Here is a 16,116-nt window from a genome sequence, read left to right as displayed (position 1 = left end):
GACCGCCCTGCTCGAAGGCGGCACTGGCAGCGCCGCCCGCCAAAAGCTGATCGAGAAGCTCATTCGGTATGGCAGGTTCTTTGCGTCGTGACATAGTGGGACTCCTTGTTGCCCATTATGCCCGGCCACACACGGAAATCCTGACAGTCCCCTATCCCTCATTCGTTACAATGTGACTGCCCCGGTCGAACAGGAAGACATGCTTGTCACCCGCGCGCCCGACGCCATCGCGGGCGCTCGCGGATGACTTGCGACGCGCTCGACGAAGCATGGCTTCTACGGCACCCACTGCCGGCCATTGAGCATGGCGCCGATAAGAATGGCCGCGGCCGTGTTCTCGTGGTCGGAGGCGCTGAATTCGTGCCCGGCGCGCTTCGCCTTACTGGCGAAGCCGCCTTGCGCGCCGGCGCAGGAAAGCTCCAACTGGCAACGGTGCAATCCTCCGCACTCTCTCTGGGCGTGTTAGTTCCCGAGGCTGCCATGATTGCCCTGCCTGCCGACAAAAATGGGGAAATCGCGCCAGAGGCCGCAGAAATGCTCGTGACGCGAATGGCAAACTGCGACACTCTTGTTCTGGGACCAGGCATGAGCACCTCAGTAAGCACCCAGGCATTCATCGAAAATATGCTCGCTCGCCTCGACTTTCCTGTTTGTCTCATCCTGGATGCCGCCGCTCTCGTCGCGCTGCGCAAGCTCGATCAGTCTCGATTGCACGGGAAAAATGTCATTCTCACCCCGCATCATGGTGAAATGGCTGCTTTAAGCGGCTTGTCTATAGAAGCGGTTGAAGCGGACCCCGCTTCAGTTGCCATTGAAATGGCTGCTCGCTGGAATGCTGTTATTCTGCTCAAGGGCGGTAGAAGCCACTTGGCATCCCCTGAGGGAGAATGTCTCGCCTACACTGGCGGTTGTGTTGGGCTTGGCACAGGTGGCTCGGGAGATGTACTCGCCGGTCTTGTCGGTGGCCTTGCTGCGCGTGGCGCCTCTCCGCTCACGGCAGCCGCCTGGGGGGTGTGGATTCACGGTCGCGCTGGAACGATCCTGGCGAAGAAGGTTGGACAGATCGGTTTTCTTGCGCGGGAGCTTCTGCCGCTTATTCCTTCGATAATAGATGAACAGGTTGCTACGACGTCCGCAAGGTGATGCCATCCGGTTCGGCTATTCTGCTCCCCTCCTGGGGTGATCGCTCGTGAAAGCGTATGCACCGGCATAGGGGTTTTAGCTGAATAATCGCAGCAAAGGAAAAAGTTCTGGACTGCGGCCGATCCGCAGAAGGCTATTCTCCGGTTTGGTTATGGGGCGCCGCAACAGCCTTGGATTCGGGCGACTCTCGCTGCCGCAGGAAGATCGAGAGAAACACAAGGACGGCCGTCGAGAGAAATTCACTCTGCCAATTCTGGAAGGATTCAAACCATAGTTGTGCGTCGCCAAGATAGGCCAATGTCTCCAGTGGTTTTTCTCCGTGCGCGATGGCCTCTTGCGCCGCGACCTTGGCGCTTTGTGTCCAGTGGATGACGAACGAAGCAATAAAGAGGGCAGCCAGAGTCAAACCGAGCGACTGCGCGTAGAGAGCGCGCCAAATTGGTCCCCATCGCAAGATTCTAGGTGCGCCGGGCTTGCTGGCCTGGAGGTCAAGGTCTGCGTCTCGCGGCGGGCCGTCCGGGTCCTTGGACTCCGCCGAACCGCGCTGGATGAGAAAAGCGGTCAACACTACATAGGCTGACATCTGAAGGAACTCGCTCTCCCAATTTTCAAAGACGCTTGAGAGAAATTCGGGGCTTAAGCTGTAGGCGCTGAGTGCTAGCGCCTGCTCACCATGGCGGCGCGCATCCTCAATCTGAACATGCCAGCCGGCGATCCACTGTCCTATGATGCTTATACCAAACAACAACAGCAAGACGAGCGTCAGTCCGTTGTTTCGCAGCATGACCATTTTCCAATCGGACGAGTTGAGGACGCTCAAGCTAACGGCTCTTGCTAACGTCCGTTCCTAAAGCAGGTGACAGGTATTCGCGCCGGAAGCGCCTTACCAAGCCATTTATCGCGGACCCCGGCACCCGCTGCGGCACCAACACTGATCTCCATCAATAAGATTTATCCCGGCGCTATGGGTCTATTGCTGCGGCAGTCGCGTTGAGTAGCGGCGAGACCAAGGATCGCCCTTGCTGCGCCCTCATGCTGGCGCAGCCTATTTTCCTATGTCCAAGGAGCTATACCCATGAGCCGCGCGACAGACGATGCCCATGCGACCGCTGCAAAGTCGATCGAGCAGAAAAAGGAGGCCGCAACAGCTATCGAGGGGGCGGGCCATGAAAGCTTTAGCGGCAAGTCCGTCACCATCAACCGCCCTCGCGCCGACCTCTTTGCCTATTGGCGCGACTTCACCCAGCTGCCCAGCTTCATGGATAATGTGGAGCGCGTGGAAATTCTTGCCACTGACCGCTCCCACTGGGTCGTCAAGGCGCCGGCGGGAAAGGTCGTAGAATGGGACGCTATTATCACCGAAGAGATTGACGGTGAACTGATCGCCTGGGCTTCTGTCGAAGGCGCTGACGTCACCAATAGCGGTCGCATCGAATTTCGCGACGCGGGCGAACGCGGCACAATCGTCACGGCCACCATCGCCTATGATCCGCCCGCCGGGTTCATCGGCAAAATCGTCGCCAAGATGTTCCAGCGCGAACCGGCCATTCAGGCACGGCGCGATCTGCGGCGGTTCAAACAGCTCATGGAAACCGGCGAGGTCGCCACTGCCGCCCGTACTGCACAGCAATTTGCCGAGGAGAAGAACTGATGCGCGCGCTCACTTGGCACGGCAAGCATGATGTCCGCGTCGATACCGTCGACGACCCTGAAATCCTCAATCCGCGCGATGCCATCATCAAGATTAGTTCGACCGCAATATGCGGTTCGGACCTGCATCTATACGATGGCTACATCCCGACCATGAAAGCCGGCGACATACTCGGCCATGAGTTCATGGGCGAAGTGGTCGAGACCGGTGCAAAATCGACGTTGAAGAAGGGACAGCGGGTCGTGGTGCCTTTCACCATCGCCTGCGGGAACTGCTACCATTGCGGCAAGCATCAATATTCCGCCTGCGATAACGGCAATCCCGCCGACAATCAGGATATCGGCCAGGAAATGTATGGCCAACCAATGTCCGGACTGTTCGGCTACAGCCATCTGACCGGCGGCTATGCAGGTGGGCAGGCCGAATATGTCCGTGTGCCATTTTCCGACGTCGGGCCGATAGTTGTTCCCGATCGGCTGGAAGATGACCAGGTCCTGTTCCTCTCCGATATTCTCCCAACCGGGTGGCAGGCGGCCGAATATGCCGACATCGAGCCGGGCGACACCGTCGCGGTCTGGGGCTGCGGACCGGTCGGCCTTTTCGCGGTCCAGTCCGCCTTCCTGATGGGCGCGCATCGGGTGATCGCGATCGACCATTTTCCTCATCGCCTTGAGCTAGCGAAGCGCTTCGGCGCGGAAACCATCAACTATGAAGAAACGAAGACATATGAGGCGCTGATGGAGATGACTGGCGGCATCGGTCCCGACGCAGTCATCGACGCCGTTGGCCTCGAAGCGCACGGGTTCTTCCTCGACAATGTGGTCGATCAGATTAAGGCATCGATGTTCCTTGGCACCGACAGAACCCATTCGATCCGACAGGCGATCCAGGCCTGCCGCAAGGGTGGACGCGTCTCCATGCCAGCCGTTTATGGCGGCTTTGTCGATAAATTCCCTCTGGGCGCCTTCATGGAGAAGGGGCTGACGCTCAAGACCGGCCAGACCAGCGTCCAGCATTACATGCCCGCGCTTCTGAATGCGATCGTCGAAGGGAAGATCGATACGACCTTCCTCATCTCGCACCGCATGGGGCTGGAGGATGCTCCCAAAGGCTACAAGATGTTCCACGATCAGCAGAATGAGGTGACCAAGATCGTGCTGAAGCCCGCTTTTGATCGCGTTGCGGCGTGAGGAGAAAAGACATGGCTAGTAAATTCGCAATCATCTCCGGCGCGTCCAGCGGGATCGGCGCTGAATTGGCAAAACTGGCGGCCGCAGATGGCTATGATCTCCTCGTCGTTGCCGACACGCCGTTTGCCGGTGCCTCGGCTGGACTCGCAAGTTTTGGCGTCGCGGTCGATACACTCGAGGTCGATCTTTCCACTGTGCAAGGCGTCGATCAGTTGCTTGATCGAGCCGGCGGGCGACAGGTCGATGTGCTCTGCGCAAATGCCGGACATGGCCTGGGACATGCTTTTCTCGACCAAAAACTGCCCGATTGGCGCCATGTCATCGACACCAATATCACCGGCACCATCTACCTTCTGCAAAAGGTGCTCGGACAGATGGTAGCGCGCGATGAGGGGAAGGTCTTGGTCACCGGCTCGATCGCCGGTTTCATCCCCGGCAGTTTTAACGCGGTCTATAACGGCACCAAGGCCTTCATCGACAATTTTACCGAAGCCTTGCGCAACGAATTGAAGGAACATGAGGGCGTTACGCTGACGACGCTGATGCCCGGCGTGACCGACACGGAATTTTTCGACCGGGCTGGCCTGGGCGCCGACACTTCGGTGGGTGCCGACGACAACAAAGCCGATCCGGCCAAGGTTGCAAAGGATGGCTGGGACGCGCTCTTTGCGGGAAAGGGCCATATCGTTTCCGGATTCTCGAACAAGCTGCAGGTCGCGGCAGCGGGGATCATTCCTCAATCCATGTTGGCTGAGCAGCATCGCAAGATGGCTGAGCCCGACACTGCGCAATAGGAGGCTAAGATGTCTAAAGATACCCGCAAGGTAGCGCGAGGGCCGCTTGGCGATGCTCGTCCTGACCATGAGGCTGAGGATGATCGGCCCAAGGGGAAGCCGGTCGAAGAGGTCGAGGACAGACCCAATGTCGGAACGGTAAAGCCGGAGGACTATCCCGTCGAGGATCGCGATCGAGCGCGTCCAGACTGAAATCTTTCACAACCATCGCTGAAGGCCCGCAATCGCGCAACCCCTCTTACAACTGATGTCGAACGGATCGATCAACATGGGGTCGCTCTCCTAAGCGATGCAGACTCGGGCCAGGCATCAGGGGCATATTTTGCTGCTCGGCATTTTCGTTCTCGGCCAATGACAAAATTGTTCGTCGAAATCTTTTCAGTTTCTTGGTCTTTCCGTGCTCACGCTCCGAGAGCGTGCGGGGTACTGCGGGTCGGCTTGAGACGTTCGTCGCAGTTGCCGCCGACATCCTGACGCTGCTTGACCGCAGTCGTATTAGGCTTGGATCGCCCTGTATGAACGGATTCCTTCCGCACGTGACTGCTTGGCAGATGTTGATGCACGCGCCCCGCGGTAGTTCCTTTGGTCTGGAATTCCGGACGGGACGGTTCGGAGAATGTTAATTCCTTTGAGCGCCTGCTGGGCAAGTGGGCGCAGGGGCCGTTCGAAGTTGAGATCGATGGTTTCAGGCGGAAAGTGCAGAATGATGGGCTCAAAGACGTTGCAAGCGAGATCGAAAGTTTGACGGCTATCTTTGCTGTAAGCTCGTTAATTTCCCCGGCCAACACGATTGGAAGCGCAGCCCTTGATCGCTGGCCTCTCGGGAGGCGACCTCCCATATCCCGCCAATTGCAAACCAAGAATGCTGCGGCGCCAGTGGCCCCCCGCCGATGCACCTGCCCAAGCAAGATCCAACTGAGCAGAGCAAAATGCGATCTTATGATCTGTGGGGAGATGCGTTAGTAAATTTGTAGACGTTTTGATAAAAGATTTGACTTCGAGATCGAACCTAAATTATAGTTTTTCGATACTGGTAACATAACTGGTATAGATTAGTTGCTGTAGTGAAATTTGATCGGAAGATTGGAAAGGTTTGTCATGACAAATGCTCCGTCCCCGGGCACCATTTGTTCTTTTTTCCTCATCCAGCAGCATCCAGCACCGTCCAGAAAATGGCGGAAAACGTGGTTTTTTGACTAACCCACCGTCCCCGTACGTCCCCGGGGGTACACTGGCAGCCACCCCTCGGTGATGGTATTTTGATGGTATTCCGAAAAATATCATCACGGAGATACCATCATGACGCTCACCGTCACGGCAATAAATGCTGCAAAACCAAGGGATAAGCCTTATAAATTGGCCGATGGTCTGGGGTTGTATCTCCTCGTTGCGCCAACTGGCGGTCGCCTCTGGCGAATGAACTATCGGTTTCTCGGTCAGCAGAAGACGCTTTCCCTCGGCAGCTACCCAGAAGTGTCTCTCGCGAAGGCTCGCGAGAAGAGAACAACGGCGCGGGAAGCGCTGGCAGATGGACAAGACCCGATTGAAGTTCGGAAGGCCAAGGTTCGTGAGGCGAAGGCCAAATCGGAAGAGACGTTCAAGGCGACAGCCGATGAATGGCTTGCCCGCCTCGAAATCGAGGGGCGCGCGCCCAAGACGCTCCAGAAGATGCGCTGGCTGCTCGACCTCGCCTATCCGCTCATTGGCAGTCGGCCTATCGCAGACCTAACTGCACCCGAACTGCTGGAAGTCCTCCGCACTGTTGAGGTTCGCGGGCGGTATGAGACGGCAAACCGCCTCCGCAGCACCTTCGGCACGATCTTTCGCTACGCGATCGTCACCGGGCGGGCGCAGCGAGATGTAGCCGTGGATCTTCGCGGTGCGCTGATAACGCCGAAGCCGCGACACCGAGCGGCAATCCTAGAGCCCAAGGCGCTTGGTGGCCTCCTTCGCGCGGTCGATGCCCATGACGGCCAACCCACCGTGCGAATCGCGCTGAAGATGCTTCCGCACATGGTTCCTCGACCCGGCGAACTCCGGATGGCCGAATGGAAGGAATTCGATTTCGAGGCGGCCGTCTGGACTATTCCGGCGGCGAAGACGAAAATGCGTCGGCCACATAAGGTGCCGCTCACGCAGCAGGTCCTGGACATGCTGGCCGAACTGGAACCGATCACCGGCGGTGGTAAATTTCTCTGGCAGGCCAGGTGGCGCCAGGCCACAAGCTCTGCTTCAAGCGCGATCCACCGGAGGAACCCCCGTCCGAGGAAAGTTATGGCGCCGAAGGCAGGTCTCCTGGCTCACGGGTCGTCATGGTGGTCCGGCCTTCCCGAGCCTCGTGCAAAGGCTCAGTGACACAAAATGGAACCGCCACTCGCCGCTTACAGTTGCGGGGGCAGCGCCGGAATTTGCCCAGAAAGGCATCACCGGCTTCCCGTCTTAGCCCCGCTGTCATGCCTGAAGCGGGGAACCTCGACACGCTGCTTCAACACCAAGGCGAGCAGGATGTCAAGCTCTATATAAAGATATCTTTATATAGAGCTTATCGGCTGCCGGGAAATACATGTAGAACGAGGCTGTCTCGCGTCCAGCTCAATGGCCAGCAGAGCGATGTCGCCTTTAGTGAGCCCCCGTACGAGCCTCATTCCCCGAATATATGCTGGTGAACTTCAAAGTCGAAGTCAGGCCCAAGCAGGCTGGCTTCCTGTTCGACTGGATCGAGAATCTGGTCGACGAGGATTAGAAGGGGGCGCTTCGCAACACCGGCCGGGCGGCCATGGCGGCGTTCGTGTTCGTTTCTGGTGCGCCTTTGCACCATCCTCCAAGGGCTGTTCGTGGAAGACCTTGGCGGATCCATGCGTCCGCACTTCATCCACTGCGATGCTGAAATGGCAAGCTCATTTCGTGGATCGCGCCGAACTGCGCCCGCCTAGATTTGAAGTTCACCAACTAGCCATTCTTCGAACGCTCGAATGATGGGGCGGTCAGCATGGATCAGAGGATAGACCAGGGAGTGCAGCGTCTCGCGGATGCCGCTGTCAGGTAGCGGGACCGACAAGCGGCCTTGAGCGATTTCGCGTTGGGCGAGTCGGGTGGATTCCAGCGCCACGCCCAATCCATTGGCTGCCGTCGCTATGACCATGAAACTGCGGTCGAACCGCATGGCGTAACTTGGCGGCATCTTGACGCCGTTCTTCTCGCACCATCGCTTCCACGTGACCTGGTTCCTGTCGCCGATGATGATCGGCAGCTTGTACCCGACGGCCGATCGGCAATGAGACTTTCATCCCCGATGACCATTTAACGGACCGCATTTCCGGTTGGTGTTCAGGCTTGAGAAGCCCAGATCTCTGCTGATCAATCGAATGCACGTGCGCCCGAGCCTACCCCGGCTGCTACGTCGCCAGGGTTCCGCAAGGGACAGTCGGCGAGCGACAGGCATCCGCAGCCAATGCAGCTATCCAGTTGATCGCGAAGGCTCGACAACAGCGCAATCCTGCGATCCAGTTCCGCACGCCAGGATTTGGACAGGGCAGACCAGTCATTCATTGCCCGCACATGCCCCGACGGGAGTTGGGCGATGCTGTCCTTGATCTGGGCAAGTGGAATGCCGACGCGCTGGGCAACCTTGATCACCGCGATCAGGCGAAGCACCGAGCGATGATAGCGCCGCTGATTGCCACTGGTCCGCTGGCTCTCGATCAAACCCTGCGCCTCGTAGAAATGAAGCGTCGAGATCGGCACGCCGGCGCGCCGGGCGACTTCACCCACACCAAGACCAGTGGCTGCCAGCGGCATCGATATATCCATTTTTGCAGCGACATCGTCGCGGACGAGATATCGCTTTACCTCAACTATTGTTGAGGTTTTATAGAGGCACTCCCTGATTCGCAAGGGAGGCCAATTTGTTATTCCTGATCTCAATGGTTCGCGCGTCGCATTGGCGCGCTCACAAGCGATTCCTGTTGCAAGCCTCTCGCAACAAGAATAATCGATGTTAGCCGGAAATAGAGTTGCAGGGTGGTGTCTCCTGCGCTTGCCAGGTGGCAAGTTCTTCTCCGCCGCGGCGTCAACCCGAACCTGTTTCGGGGCATGGCGCGCGGTATTTGCGGCTCTTGCCGACGCACGTCCTGTCCCAGCGAAGGATAGCCCGTGCGCGCAGACGATTGTGACCCCTCCCCATTCTCCGATGAGCGACTGTCTTTGACGAAGTCCTGCGTGACTTCGCGGCAGCCATCTCGCCTATATTCCTCTTATCCAACTGGATTTTCGATGAGCATCGATCCTTTCGGCCTTGCGGTTCTCCTCTGGCCCCACTTCGTTCGCCCGAAGCGGGGGGAGGTGAAAGCATGAGCGATCATAATCTGTCCAAACCATCGCGCGTTGCCCCGCGATTGATCCGCCCGACACGCACCATGTTGCTGACGATCGTCCTGCTTTTCGTGCTTCTGGGGACCCTGTATCTTTGGCGTGGATGGCGCGCGAGCCAGGCGCAAGCCTGGCAGCCCCAAGCGGTACCGGTCGCTGCCATGGTCGTGCAGTCGCGCGACATTCCTGCCGCGCTGGAGGCTGTCGGTTCTCTGCGTGCTGTGCGCGAAGTCACTTTGTCGCCCGAAATTGCCGGCAGAGTTTCAGCGATTCATTTCGAAGCGGGGCAACCGGTCGGAGCCGGCGCGCTGCTGGTGCAATTGTTCGACGGGCCGGAACTTGCGGATCGTAGAGCGGCGCAGGCCAAGGCAGCCTTTGCCGGCCTTCAGGTCGCCCGATCACAGGAACTGGCACCAACCGGTGCGGAACCGCGCGAGACGTTGGAGCAGCGCCGTGCCGATCGCGACCAGGCCGCCGCCGCCGTGCAGCAGATCGACGCACGGCTGGTCCAGAAGCAGGTGCGCGCGCCTTTTGCCGGGATATTGGGCATCCGGCAGGTCAATCTCGGCCAATATCTCAATCCCGGCGATGCGGTGGCGACGCTGACCGCGCTTGACAGCCTGTTCGTGGATTTCGCCCTGCCGCAACAGGAACTGAGCCGATTGCAGCCGGGGGCAACGGTCATTGTTACCAGCGACGCCTGGCCCGGCCGTCGCTTCACGGCAAAGGTGAATGCGATCGAGCCGAAGATCGGCGCGGATACCCGCAACGTCACCGTCCAGGCGCTGCTGGGGAATGGCGATCGCGCATTGCGTCCGGGCATGTATGTCACCGCCGCGCTGGAACTGCCGGTGCAGCAGGGCGCGTTGCTCGTGCCCGCCACCGCGATCCAGACGTCCGCACAGGGGGACAGCATCATTGTCATTCGTGGCAGCAATGCGCGCCTTGGCGGCAAGGCGGAGATCGTGCCGGTCCAGACCGGGCGCCGGGTCGGCAATGATGTCGTCGTCACGAGCGGCCTGCGCGCCGGCGACGTGATCGTCACCGAGGGCCAGTTGCGGGTGCAGCCGGGCGCCGAGGTCAAGGTCGTCGGGGCCATCCCTGCCAAGCAGGGAGGACGCTGATATGACGGCCACCCGTTCCTTCACCGATCTCTTCATCCGCCGGCCGATCCTGTCGGTCGTCGTCAGCCTGCTGATCCTGCTGGTCGGCCTCGCCGCCCTGTTCAGCCTGCCGATCCGCCAATATCCCAAGATGGAAAGTGCGACGATCACGATCGACACGGCGCTGCCGGGCGCGACGCAGGACGTGATGCAGGGCTTCGTCACGACGCCGATCGCACAGGCGATCGCGACCGCCAACGGCATCGAATATCTCAGCTCCACCTCCAGCCAGGGCAAGAGCCATATCGCCGCCAAGCTGGTGCTGAACGCCAATGCCGACCGGTCGATGACCGAGATTCTCGCCAAGGTGCAGCAGGTCAAATATCGCCTGCCGACGGGCGTGACCGATCCGGTCATCGCCAAGATCACCGACGGCGCGTCGGCGATCCAATATGTCTCCTTTTCCAGCAAAACCCTCTCACCACCGCAGATCCAGGATTTCGCCACCCGCGTGGCGCAGCCGATGATCACCTCCGTCCCCGGCGTCGCCTCGGCGGAGATGACCGGCGGCGCGCCGCTCGCCATGCGCATCTGGGTCGATCCGGTGAAGCTGACCGCACGCGGCCTGACCGCCAGCGACGTCGCCAATGCGCTGCGCGCCAATAATGTGCAGGCCTCGCCTGGCCAGTTGAAGGGGGCCAGCACGGCGATCAACATCACCGCCGGCACTGACCTGCGCGATGTCGGCGCCTTTCGTGACATGGTCCTCAAGAGCGAGGCGGGCGGTATCGTTCGTCTGGCCGATGTCGCGACGGTGGAAATGGGCGGCCAGAATTATGATGCCGGCGCCCTGTCGTCGGGCGTGCCCGGCATTTCGATCGCCATTTCCCCGACGCCCGATGGCAATCCGCTGGAAATCGTAAAGGCCGTCCAGGCAATGATCCCAGAGATGCAGCGGGTCGCGCCGCCGGGGGTGAAGGTCCATAATGATTTCGACGTCGCCCATTTCGTCAACGCCTCGATCGAGGAGGTCGAACATACGCTGGTCGAGGCGATCCTGATCGTCGTGATCGTCATCTTCCTGTTCCTCGGTTCCTTCCGCGCGGTCATCATCCCGATCGTCACCATCCCGCTCTCGCTGCTCGGCACGGCGGCGCTGATGCTGGCCTTCGGCTTCTCGCTCAATCTCCTGACCCTGCTTGCGATGGTGCTGGCCATCGGTCTGGTGGTCGATGACGCCATCGTCGTGGTTGAAAATATCCACCGTCATATCGAGGAAGGCCTCTCTCCCTTCAACGCGGCCTTGGTCGGTGCGCGGGAAATTGTCGGTCCGGTCATCGCCATGACCATTACCCTGGCAGCAGTCTATGCGCCGATCGGCCTTATGGGTGGCCTCACCGGCGCGCTGTTCCGGGAGTTCGCCTTCACCCTGGCCGGATCAGTGATCGTTTCGGGGGTGATCGCGCTTACCCTGTCACCGATGATGAGCGGCAAGCTGCTCAACGCCAAGCTGGCCGAAGGCAGGCTGAGCCAGGCGATCGAGCATAATATGGCGCGGCTGACCCAGGGCTATGGCCGGCTGCTCGCTCGCACGCTGGCGGCGCGCGCGGCCGTACTGGTGGTCGGTGTGGCGATGCTGGGTACGATCGTCCTGCTCTTCACTGGAAGCCAGCGCGAACTCGCCCCGCAGGAGGATATGGGCTATGTCTTCGTCGCGACCAAGGCGCCGCAATATGCCAATATCGACTATATCTCGCGCTTCAACCGCCAGGTTGATGACATCTTCCGCACCTTCCCGGAATATCGCGGCAGTTGGTTCGACGCAGGCGGCGCCAATGGCACCAATAATGGGTTCGGCGGTATCATCCTGTCCGAATGGGGTGAGCGCAAACGCAATGCCGACGCCATTCAGGGTGAACTGGCCGGCCGCACCAGCGCCGTCACCGGCATCTATGCCATCGCCTTCCAGGACAGCCCCTTGCCGGCGGGCAGCGGCGGCCTGCCGGTGCAGATGGTCATCCGTTCCTCCGATGATTTCTCGCAAATCTACCAGACGCTGGAGGCAGTGAAGGGCGCGGCCTGGGGCAGTGGCCTCTTCGCCTTCGTCGACAGCGACCTCGCCTTCGACAGTCCCGAAGCGCATATCAGCGTCGATAGGGCCAAGGCCGGGCAACTGGGCGTCACCATGGCGGAGATTGCCGATACGCTGGCGGTGCTGGTGGGCGAAAATTACGTCAATCGCTTCAACTGGCATGATCGCAGCTATGACGTGATCGCGCAGGTGCCTCGCGACAAGCGCGTCACGCCTGACAATCTGGGCCAATATTATATCAAGGCCGGGTCGGGCGCGCTGATCCCGCTGTCCACCGTGGCAAAGGTCGAGATGCGCCCGCAGCCCAACAAGCTGCCGCAGTTCAACCAGATGAACTCCGCCACCCTGTCCGCGGTGCTGATGCCGGGTGTCACCATGGGCCAGGCGGTGGACTTCCTGAAGAAACAGCCGATGCCGGCCGGGACCAGCATCGACTGGCTGTCCAACAGCCGCCAATATGTGACCGAGGGCGACCGGCTGACCGTCTCCTTCGCCTTCGCCCTGATCGTCATCTTCCTGGTGCTGGCGGCGCAGTTCGAAAGCTTCCGCGATCCGCTCGTGATCCTGGTGACGGTGCCGCTGGCGGTGTGCGGTGCGCTGGTGCCGCTCTATCTCGGCTTCACCACGCTCAACATCTATACCCAGATCGGGCTGGTGACGCTAATCGGCCTCATCTCCAAGCACGGTATTCTCATGGTGTCCTTCGCCAACGAGATGCAGGAAAAGGAAGGGCTGAGCCGCATGGAGGCGATCCGCCATGCCGCCGCCGTCCGGATGCGGCCGGTGCTGATGACCACGGCGGCGATGGTAGCGGGGCTGGTTCCGCTGCTCTTCGCTGGCGGCGCCGGCGCAGCCAGCCGCTTCGCCATCGGCATCGTCGTCGTCATGGGCATGCTGATCGGCACGCTCTTCACCCTGTTCGTCCTGCCCACTTTCTACACGCTGCTGGCCGGCGACCATCGCAAGGCGGCGCCGGGCGATGAAGGCGCCCAGCCGGCGGGAGATCTTGCCCATGCATAAGAGCCTGTTGCCGCTGGTCGCGGCGCTGCTGGCCGGCGGATGCGCCGCCGGCCCCGATTATCACCGTCCCGAACCAAAGGCCGCCGCCAATGGCGCTTTCGTGACGCAGGCCAATGCCTTCGATCCGACCGCGCCACTGCCGGACCAATGGTGGAAACTCTATAATGATCCGGCGCTCGATGCGCTGGTGGCGCAGGCGCTGGTCGCCAACACCGACCTGCGCGTCGCCGCCGCCAATCTCGCCAAGGCCCGCGCCACGCTGAGCGAGGCCAAGGCGGGACGCCTGCCGGCCACCGACATCAATGGCGGGGTCAGCTATGGCGACGGAATGCAGGGCGCGGGCGGCGCCTTCACCCAGGATCAGGCGCAATGGTCGCAAAATGGCAGCCTGGCGCTGAGCTGGGAGGTTGACCTGTTCGGCCGCGTCAGCCGCGCGGTCGAGGCGGCCCGTGCCGATGCGCAGGCTGTGGAGGCTGCCCGTGACGCCGTGCGCGTGACGGTCGCGGCGGAAACGACACGGGCCTATCTCGATGCCTGTTCCTATGCTCATGCGCTTGGCGTGGCGCAGGATAGCTGGCGGGTCAGCACCGACAGTCTGCGGCTGGTGACCGCGCAGGAAAAAGCCGGATCGGTCGGCAAGTTCGATGTCGAGCGTGCCGCCGCCGCTGCCGCAAGCGCGCGTGCAGCGATCCCGGCGCTGGAAGCGCAGCATCAGGTCGCCCTGTTCGAGCTTGCGGCCCTGCTGGGCGCCACGCCCGCCGACATTCCCCCTGCTGCCCGGCAATGCACGACGCCGCCTGCCCCCGTGGCGGCATTGCCGGTGGGCGACGGCGCATCCCTGTTGCGCCGTCGCCCCGATCTGCGCCAGGCGGAACGGCAACTGGCGGCCGACACCGCACGGATCGGCGTCGCGACCGCCGCGCTCTATCCGAAGATCAGCCTGGGCGGGTCGGGCAATGTCTTCCGCAACGACAGCGTCCGCGGCAATGACAGTCTCAGCTTTTCGGTGGGACCGCTGCTCAGTTGGAGTTTCCCCAATATCAGCGTCGCGCGTGCCCGCATCCGTCAGGCCGAAGCGCAGGGGGACGCCTCTCTGGCAGCCTTCGAAGGTACCGTCATCACGGCGCTCAAGCAGGTCGAACAGGCACTGACCAATGTCGGGCGTGAACAGGAAAGGCTGGCCGCTCTTGACGAGGCTGAGATTCGCTCGGCCCGCGCTTTTGATTTCGCCAGCCAGCGCTATCGGGCCGGGTCTGTCAGCCTGCTGGATGTGCTTGTTGCACAATCGGCCTTGCTGGACGCCCGAACGGCGCAGGCGACGGCGCTCCAGCGCCTATCCACCGCGCGCGTCGATCTGTTCAAGGCGCTTGGCGGTGGCTGGCAATCGGCCAACGCAAGCGCGCCCATTACTGGCGTCAGATAGAAGGACAAGCTGCAGCCGGCCTCCTGGAACAAATGCTCATCCACGGGAGGTCGGCTGCAGGGGGAGCGCCGCTGACGTCGCTTTCACCGTTGATGGTCAGTTCCGATCCAACATCCAGGAGCGTTGCGATGGCGATCCCCTTGAGCCGGGACCAATTGTGGAAATCGACCTTGTCGGCCAGCCCGGCATATCCAGCCGTATCCGTCGCTGGAAAATTGTCGAGCCGCAGCGAACTGCCGTCCGTGAGAAGGAGGCGCTGCCAGATAACCAGCGCGCGCCGCTGGCCGAAAGCATCGATGCGTTGACTTCACAGTAATTCAGCATCCTGATGCTCCAATTCGATGTCGTCTCCGCACCATTTCTCGAAGTATCGCAAATTCCGTTCCTTCAAGAGAGCAACGTTAATTCTGTCATCAATCGCTACAGGACTCCCTTCCCCCCAATCAATCCAGCAATCAGAAACTGAAGCTGAGCGAAAGCGAGGCGACATTGTCGTTGCTGTCATCGGCATCGGGCCGGAAGCCATGCTGGTGGAGATAGCCGATCTCCGCATTCACATTCTTGGCCAGCGGCGTGGTGATCGCGATCAGGTTGCGCATCCGCTCCTCGCCCTGGACACGCTGGAAATTGGTCTTGTTGAGATCGATGAAGCTTTCATGGCTGAGGATCAGCGCGGTCTTGCCGCCTTCCTTGAAGGGCATGGTCAGCTTCACATAGGGCCGCAGGCGCCAGGCGGTGCCGTCAATCCCTTCGCGCCAGCGCTGCTCCATCCGCATCCGCGCGCTCACCGACACCGGGCCGAGCTTGAGGATATTGTCGACCGTCACCTGTTCGCGGACGCGATGCTCCATCACGGTGAAATCGCCGCTATTATATTGCGGGTCATGGGTATAGCCCGCCCAGACCGTCACCTGCTTGTCGAGCTTGTAGCCGACCAGCGTGTTGCTCTCGATCTCGTACAGGCCATTCCGATCATTGCTGAAGCGGGCGACGATCTCCTGCTGGAGGCGCCAATGGTCGGACAGCTTCACCGTCGCGCTGGTGGTGGTCCAGAGTTGCTCATCCTCGCTGGCATGGGCGGTCGCGGGCAGCGCCATCAGGGCGAAAAGACAGAGGGACAGGCGGCGCATCGGGCATTGCTCTCCAACAGGGTTGGCGGGCCTCTATGACGATTCGATTACATCCCAGCGTCAGTTTGATTGCCATTTTGTGACAATGGCAGTCCGGATGATTGCTGATACGCGCATCCTCCGTCAGGCATTCGGCAGGCCGGAACATGTCGCGCCAAATCAGCCCGTTACATATTGCAATATAGTCGCAATATCATTAGCC

12 protein-coding genes, 2 pseudogenes and 1 riboswitch are annotated in these 16,116 nt (G+C 60.6%); of the genes and pseudogenes, 9 read left to right on the top strand and 5 right to left on the bottom strand.

Annotated elements, in window-relative coordinates; genetic code table 11:
* The first annotated feature begins 243 nt into the window (after positions 1-243).
* The gene (locus CG471_RS03005; protein WP_072895164.1) at positions 244-1,143 is read left to right on the top strand and encodes an NAD(P)H-hydrate dehydratase; all 900 of its coding nucleotides are present in this window, start codon (positions 244-246) and stop codon (positions 1,141-1,143) included.
* A 133-nt stretch (positions 1,144-1,276) separates the two neighbouring features.
* Here the strand turns inward: CG471_RS03005 and CG471_RS03000 are convergent, their stop codons facing one another.
* A complete protein-coding gene (locus CG471_RS03000; RefSeq protein WP_235654598.1) occupies positions 1,277-1,963 on the bottom strand; it encodes a DUF6766 family protein in 687 nt (228 codons plus the stop codon).
* A gap of 255 nt (positions 1,964-2,218) precedes the next feature.
* Here CG471_RS03000 and CG471_RS02995 point away from each other — a divergent pair, with 255 nt between their 5' ends.
* The 5 genes and pseudogenes from CG471_RS02995 to CG471_RS31730 form a co-directional block, all read left to right on the top strand.
* Positions 2,219-2,794 (top strand): SRPBCC family protein, encoded by a 576-nt coding sequence (locus CG471_RS02995; protein ID WP_099230519.1) that lies wholly within the window; start codon positions 2,219-2,221, stop codon positions 2,792-2,794.
* Entirely contained in the window at positions 2,794-3,984 is a 1,191-nt protein-coding gene (locus tag CG471_RS02990; RefSeq protein WP_072895161.1) for a zinc-dependent alcohol dehydrogenase, read from the top strand. The genes CG471_RS02995 and CG471_RS02990 overlap by 1 nt, the downstream gene beginning before the upstream one ends.
* An 11-nt stretch (positions 3,985-3,995) precedes the next feature.
* Positions 3,996-4,778 (top strand): SDR family oxidoreductase, encoded by a 783-nt coding sequence (locus tag CG471_RS02985; RefSeq protein ID WP_072895158.1) that lies wholly within the window; start codon positions 3,996-3,998, stop codon positions 4,776-4,778.
* 9 nt (positions 4,779-4,787) lie between these two features.
* Positions 4,788-4,970, top strand: a complete 183-nt coding sequence (locus CG471_RS02980) for a hypothetical protein (protein WP_072895155.1) — start codon at positions 4,788-4,790, stop codon at positions 4,968-4,970.
* Between the two features lie 1,107 nt (positions 4,971-6,077).
* Positions 6,078-6,602 (top strand): annotated as a pseudogene (locus CG471_RS31730) (tyrosine-type recombinase/integrase); the annotation flags it as partial.
* A gap of 443 nt (positions 6,603-7,045) precedes the next feature.
* Positions 7,046-7,268, bottom strand: a riboswitch (cobalamin riboswitch).
* 439 nt (positions 7,269-7,707) lie between these two features.
* Here CG471_RS31730 and CG471_RS02970 read toward each other — a convergent pair.
* On the bottom strand, positions 7,708-8,016 hold the full coding sequence (locus CG471_RS02970; protein ID WP_257211406.1) for a LysR substrate-binding domain-containing protein: 309 nt from the start codon (positions 8,014-8,016) through the stop codon (positions 7,708-7,710).
* 119 nt (positions 8,017-8,135) lie between these two features.
* Positions 8,136-8,576 (bottom strand): redox-sensitive transcriptional activator SoxR, encoded by a 441-nt coding sequence (gene soxR, locus CG471_RS02965; protein ID WP_257211405.1) that lies wholly within the window; start codon positions 8,574-8,576, stop codon positions 8,136-8,138.
* Between the two features lie 551 nt (positions 8,577-9,127).
* Between soxR and CG471_RS02960 the strand changes: the two genes are divergently transcribed.
* Genes CG471_RS02960 through CG471_RS02950 form a run of 3 tightly spaced genes read left to right on the top strand, consistent with a single transcriptional unit; the run spans position 9,128 to position 14,784 of the window.
* On the top strand, positions 9,128-10,270 hold the full coding sequence (locus tag CG471_RS02960) for an efflux RND transporter periplasmic adaptor subunit (RefSeq protein WP_099230513.1): 1,143 nt from the start codon (positions 9,128-9,130) through the stop codon (positions 10,268-10,270).
* Between the two features lies 1 nt (position 10,271).
* Positions 10,272-13,361 (top strand): efflux RND transporter permease subunit, encoded by a 3,090-nt coding sequence (locus CG471_RS02955; RefSeq protein WP_099230511.1) that lies wholly within the window; start codon positions 10,272-10,274, stop codon positions 13,359-13,361.
* Positions 13,354-14,784, top strand: coding sequence for an efflux transporter outer membrane subunit (locus tag CG471_RS02950; protein WP_099230527.1), 1,431 nt, complete (start codon positions 13,354-13,356; stop codon positions 14,782-14,784). The genes CG471_RS02955 and CG471_RS02950 overlap by 8 nt, the downstream gene beginning before the upstream one ends.
* 73 nt (positions 14,785-14,857) lie before the next feature.
* On the opposite strand, the pseudogene CG471_RS02945 reads toward CG471_RS02950, so the two are convergent.
* Positions 14,858-15,076 (bottom strand): annotated as a pseudogene (locus CG471_RS02945) (TrbI/VirB10 family protein); the annotation flags it as partial.
* A gap of 163 nt (positions 15,077-15,239) precedes the next feature.
* Positions 15,240-15,914: a DUF2490 domain-containing protein gene (locus tag CG471_RS02940; RefSeq protein WP_099230509.1), complete on the bottom strand. Its 675-nt coding sequence runs from the start codon at positions 15,912-15,914 to the stop codon at positions 15,240-15,242.
* Between the last annotated feature and the right edge of the window lie 202 nt (positions 15,915-16,116).

This window comes from Sphingobium sp. IP1 (genome assembly GCF_002708645.1).
GTDB classification, from domain to species: Bacteria; Pseudomonadota; Alphaproteobacteria; order Sphingomonadales; family Sphingomonadaceae; genus Sphingobium; species Sphingobium yanoikuyae.
Note: the sequence above shows the minus strand (reverse complement) of the source record. Positions and strands in the feature narration are given on the sequence as shown.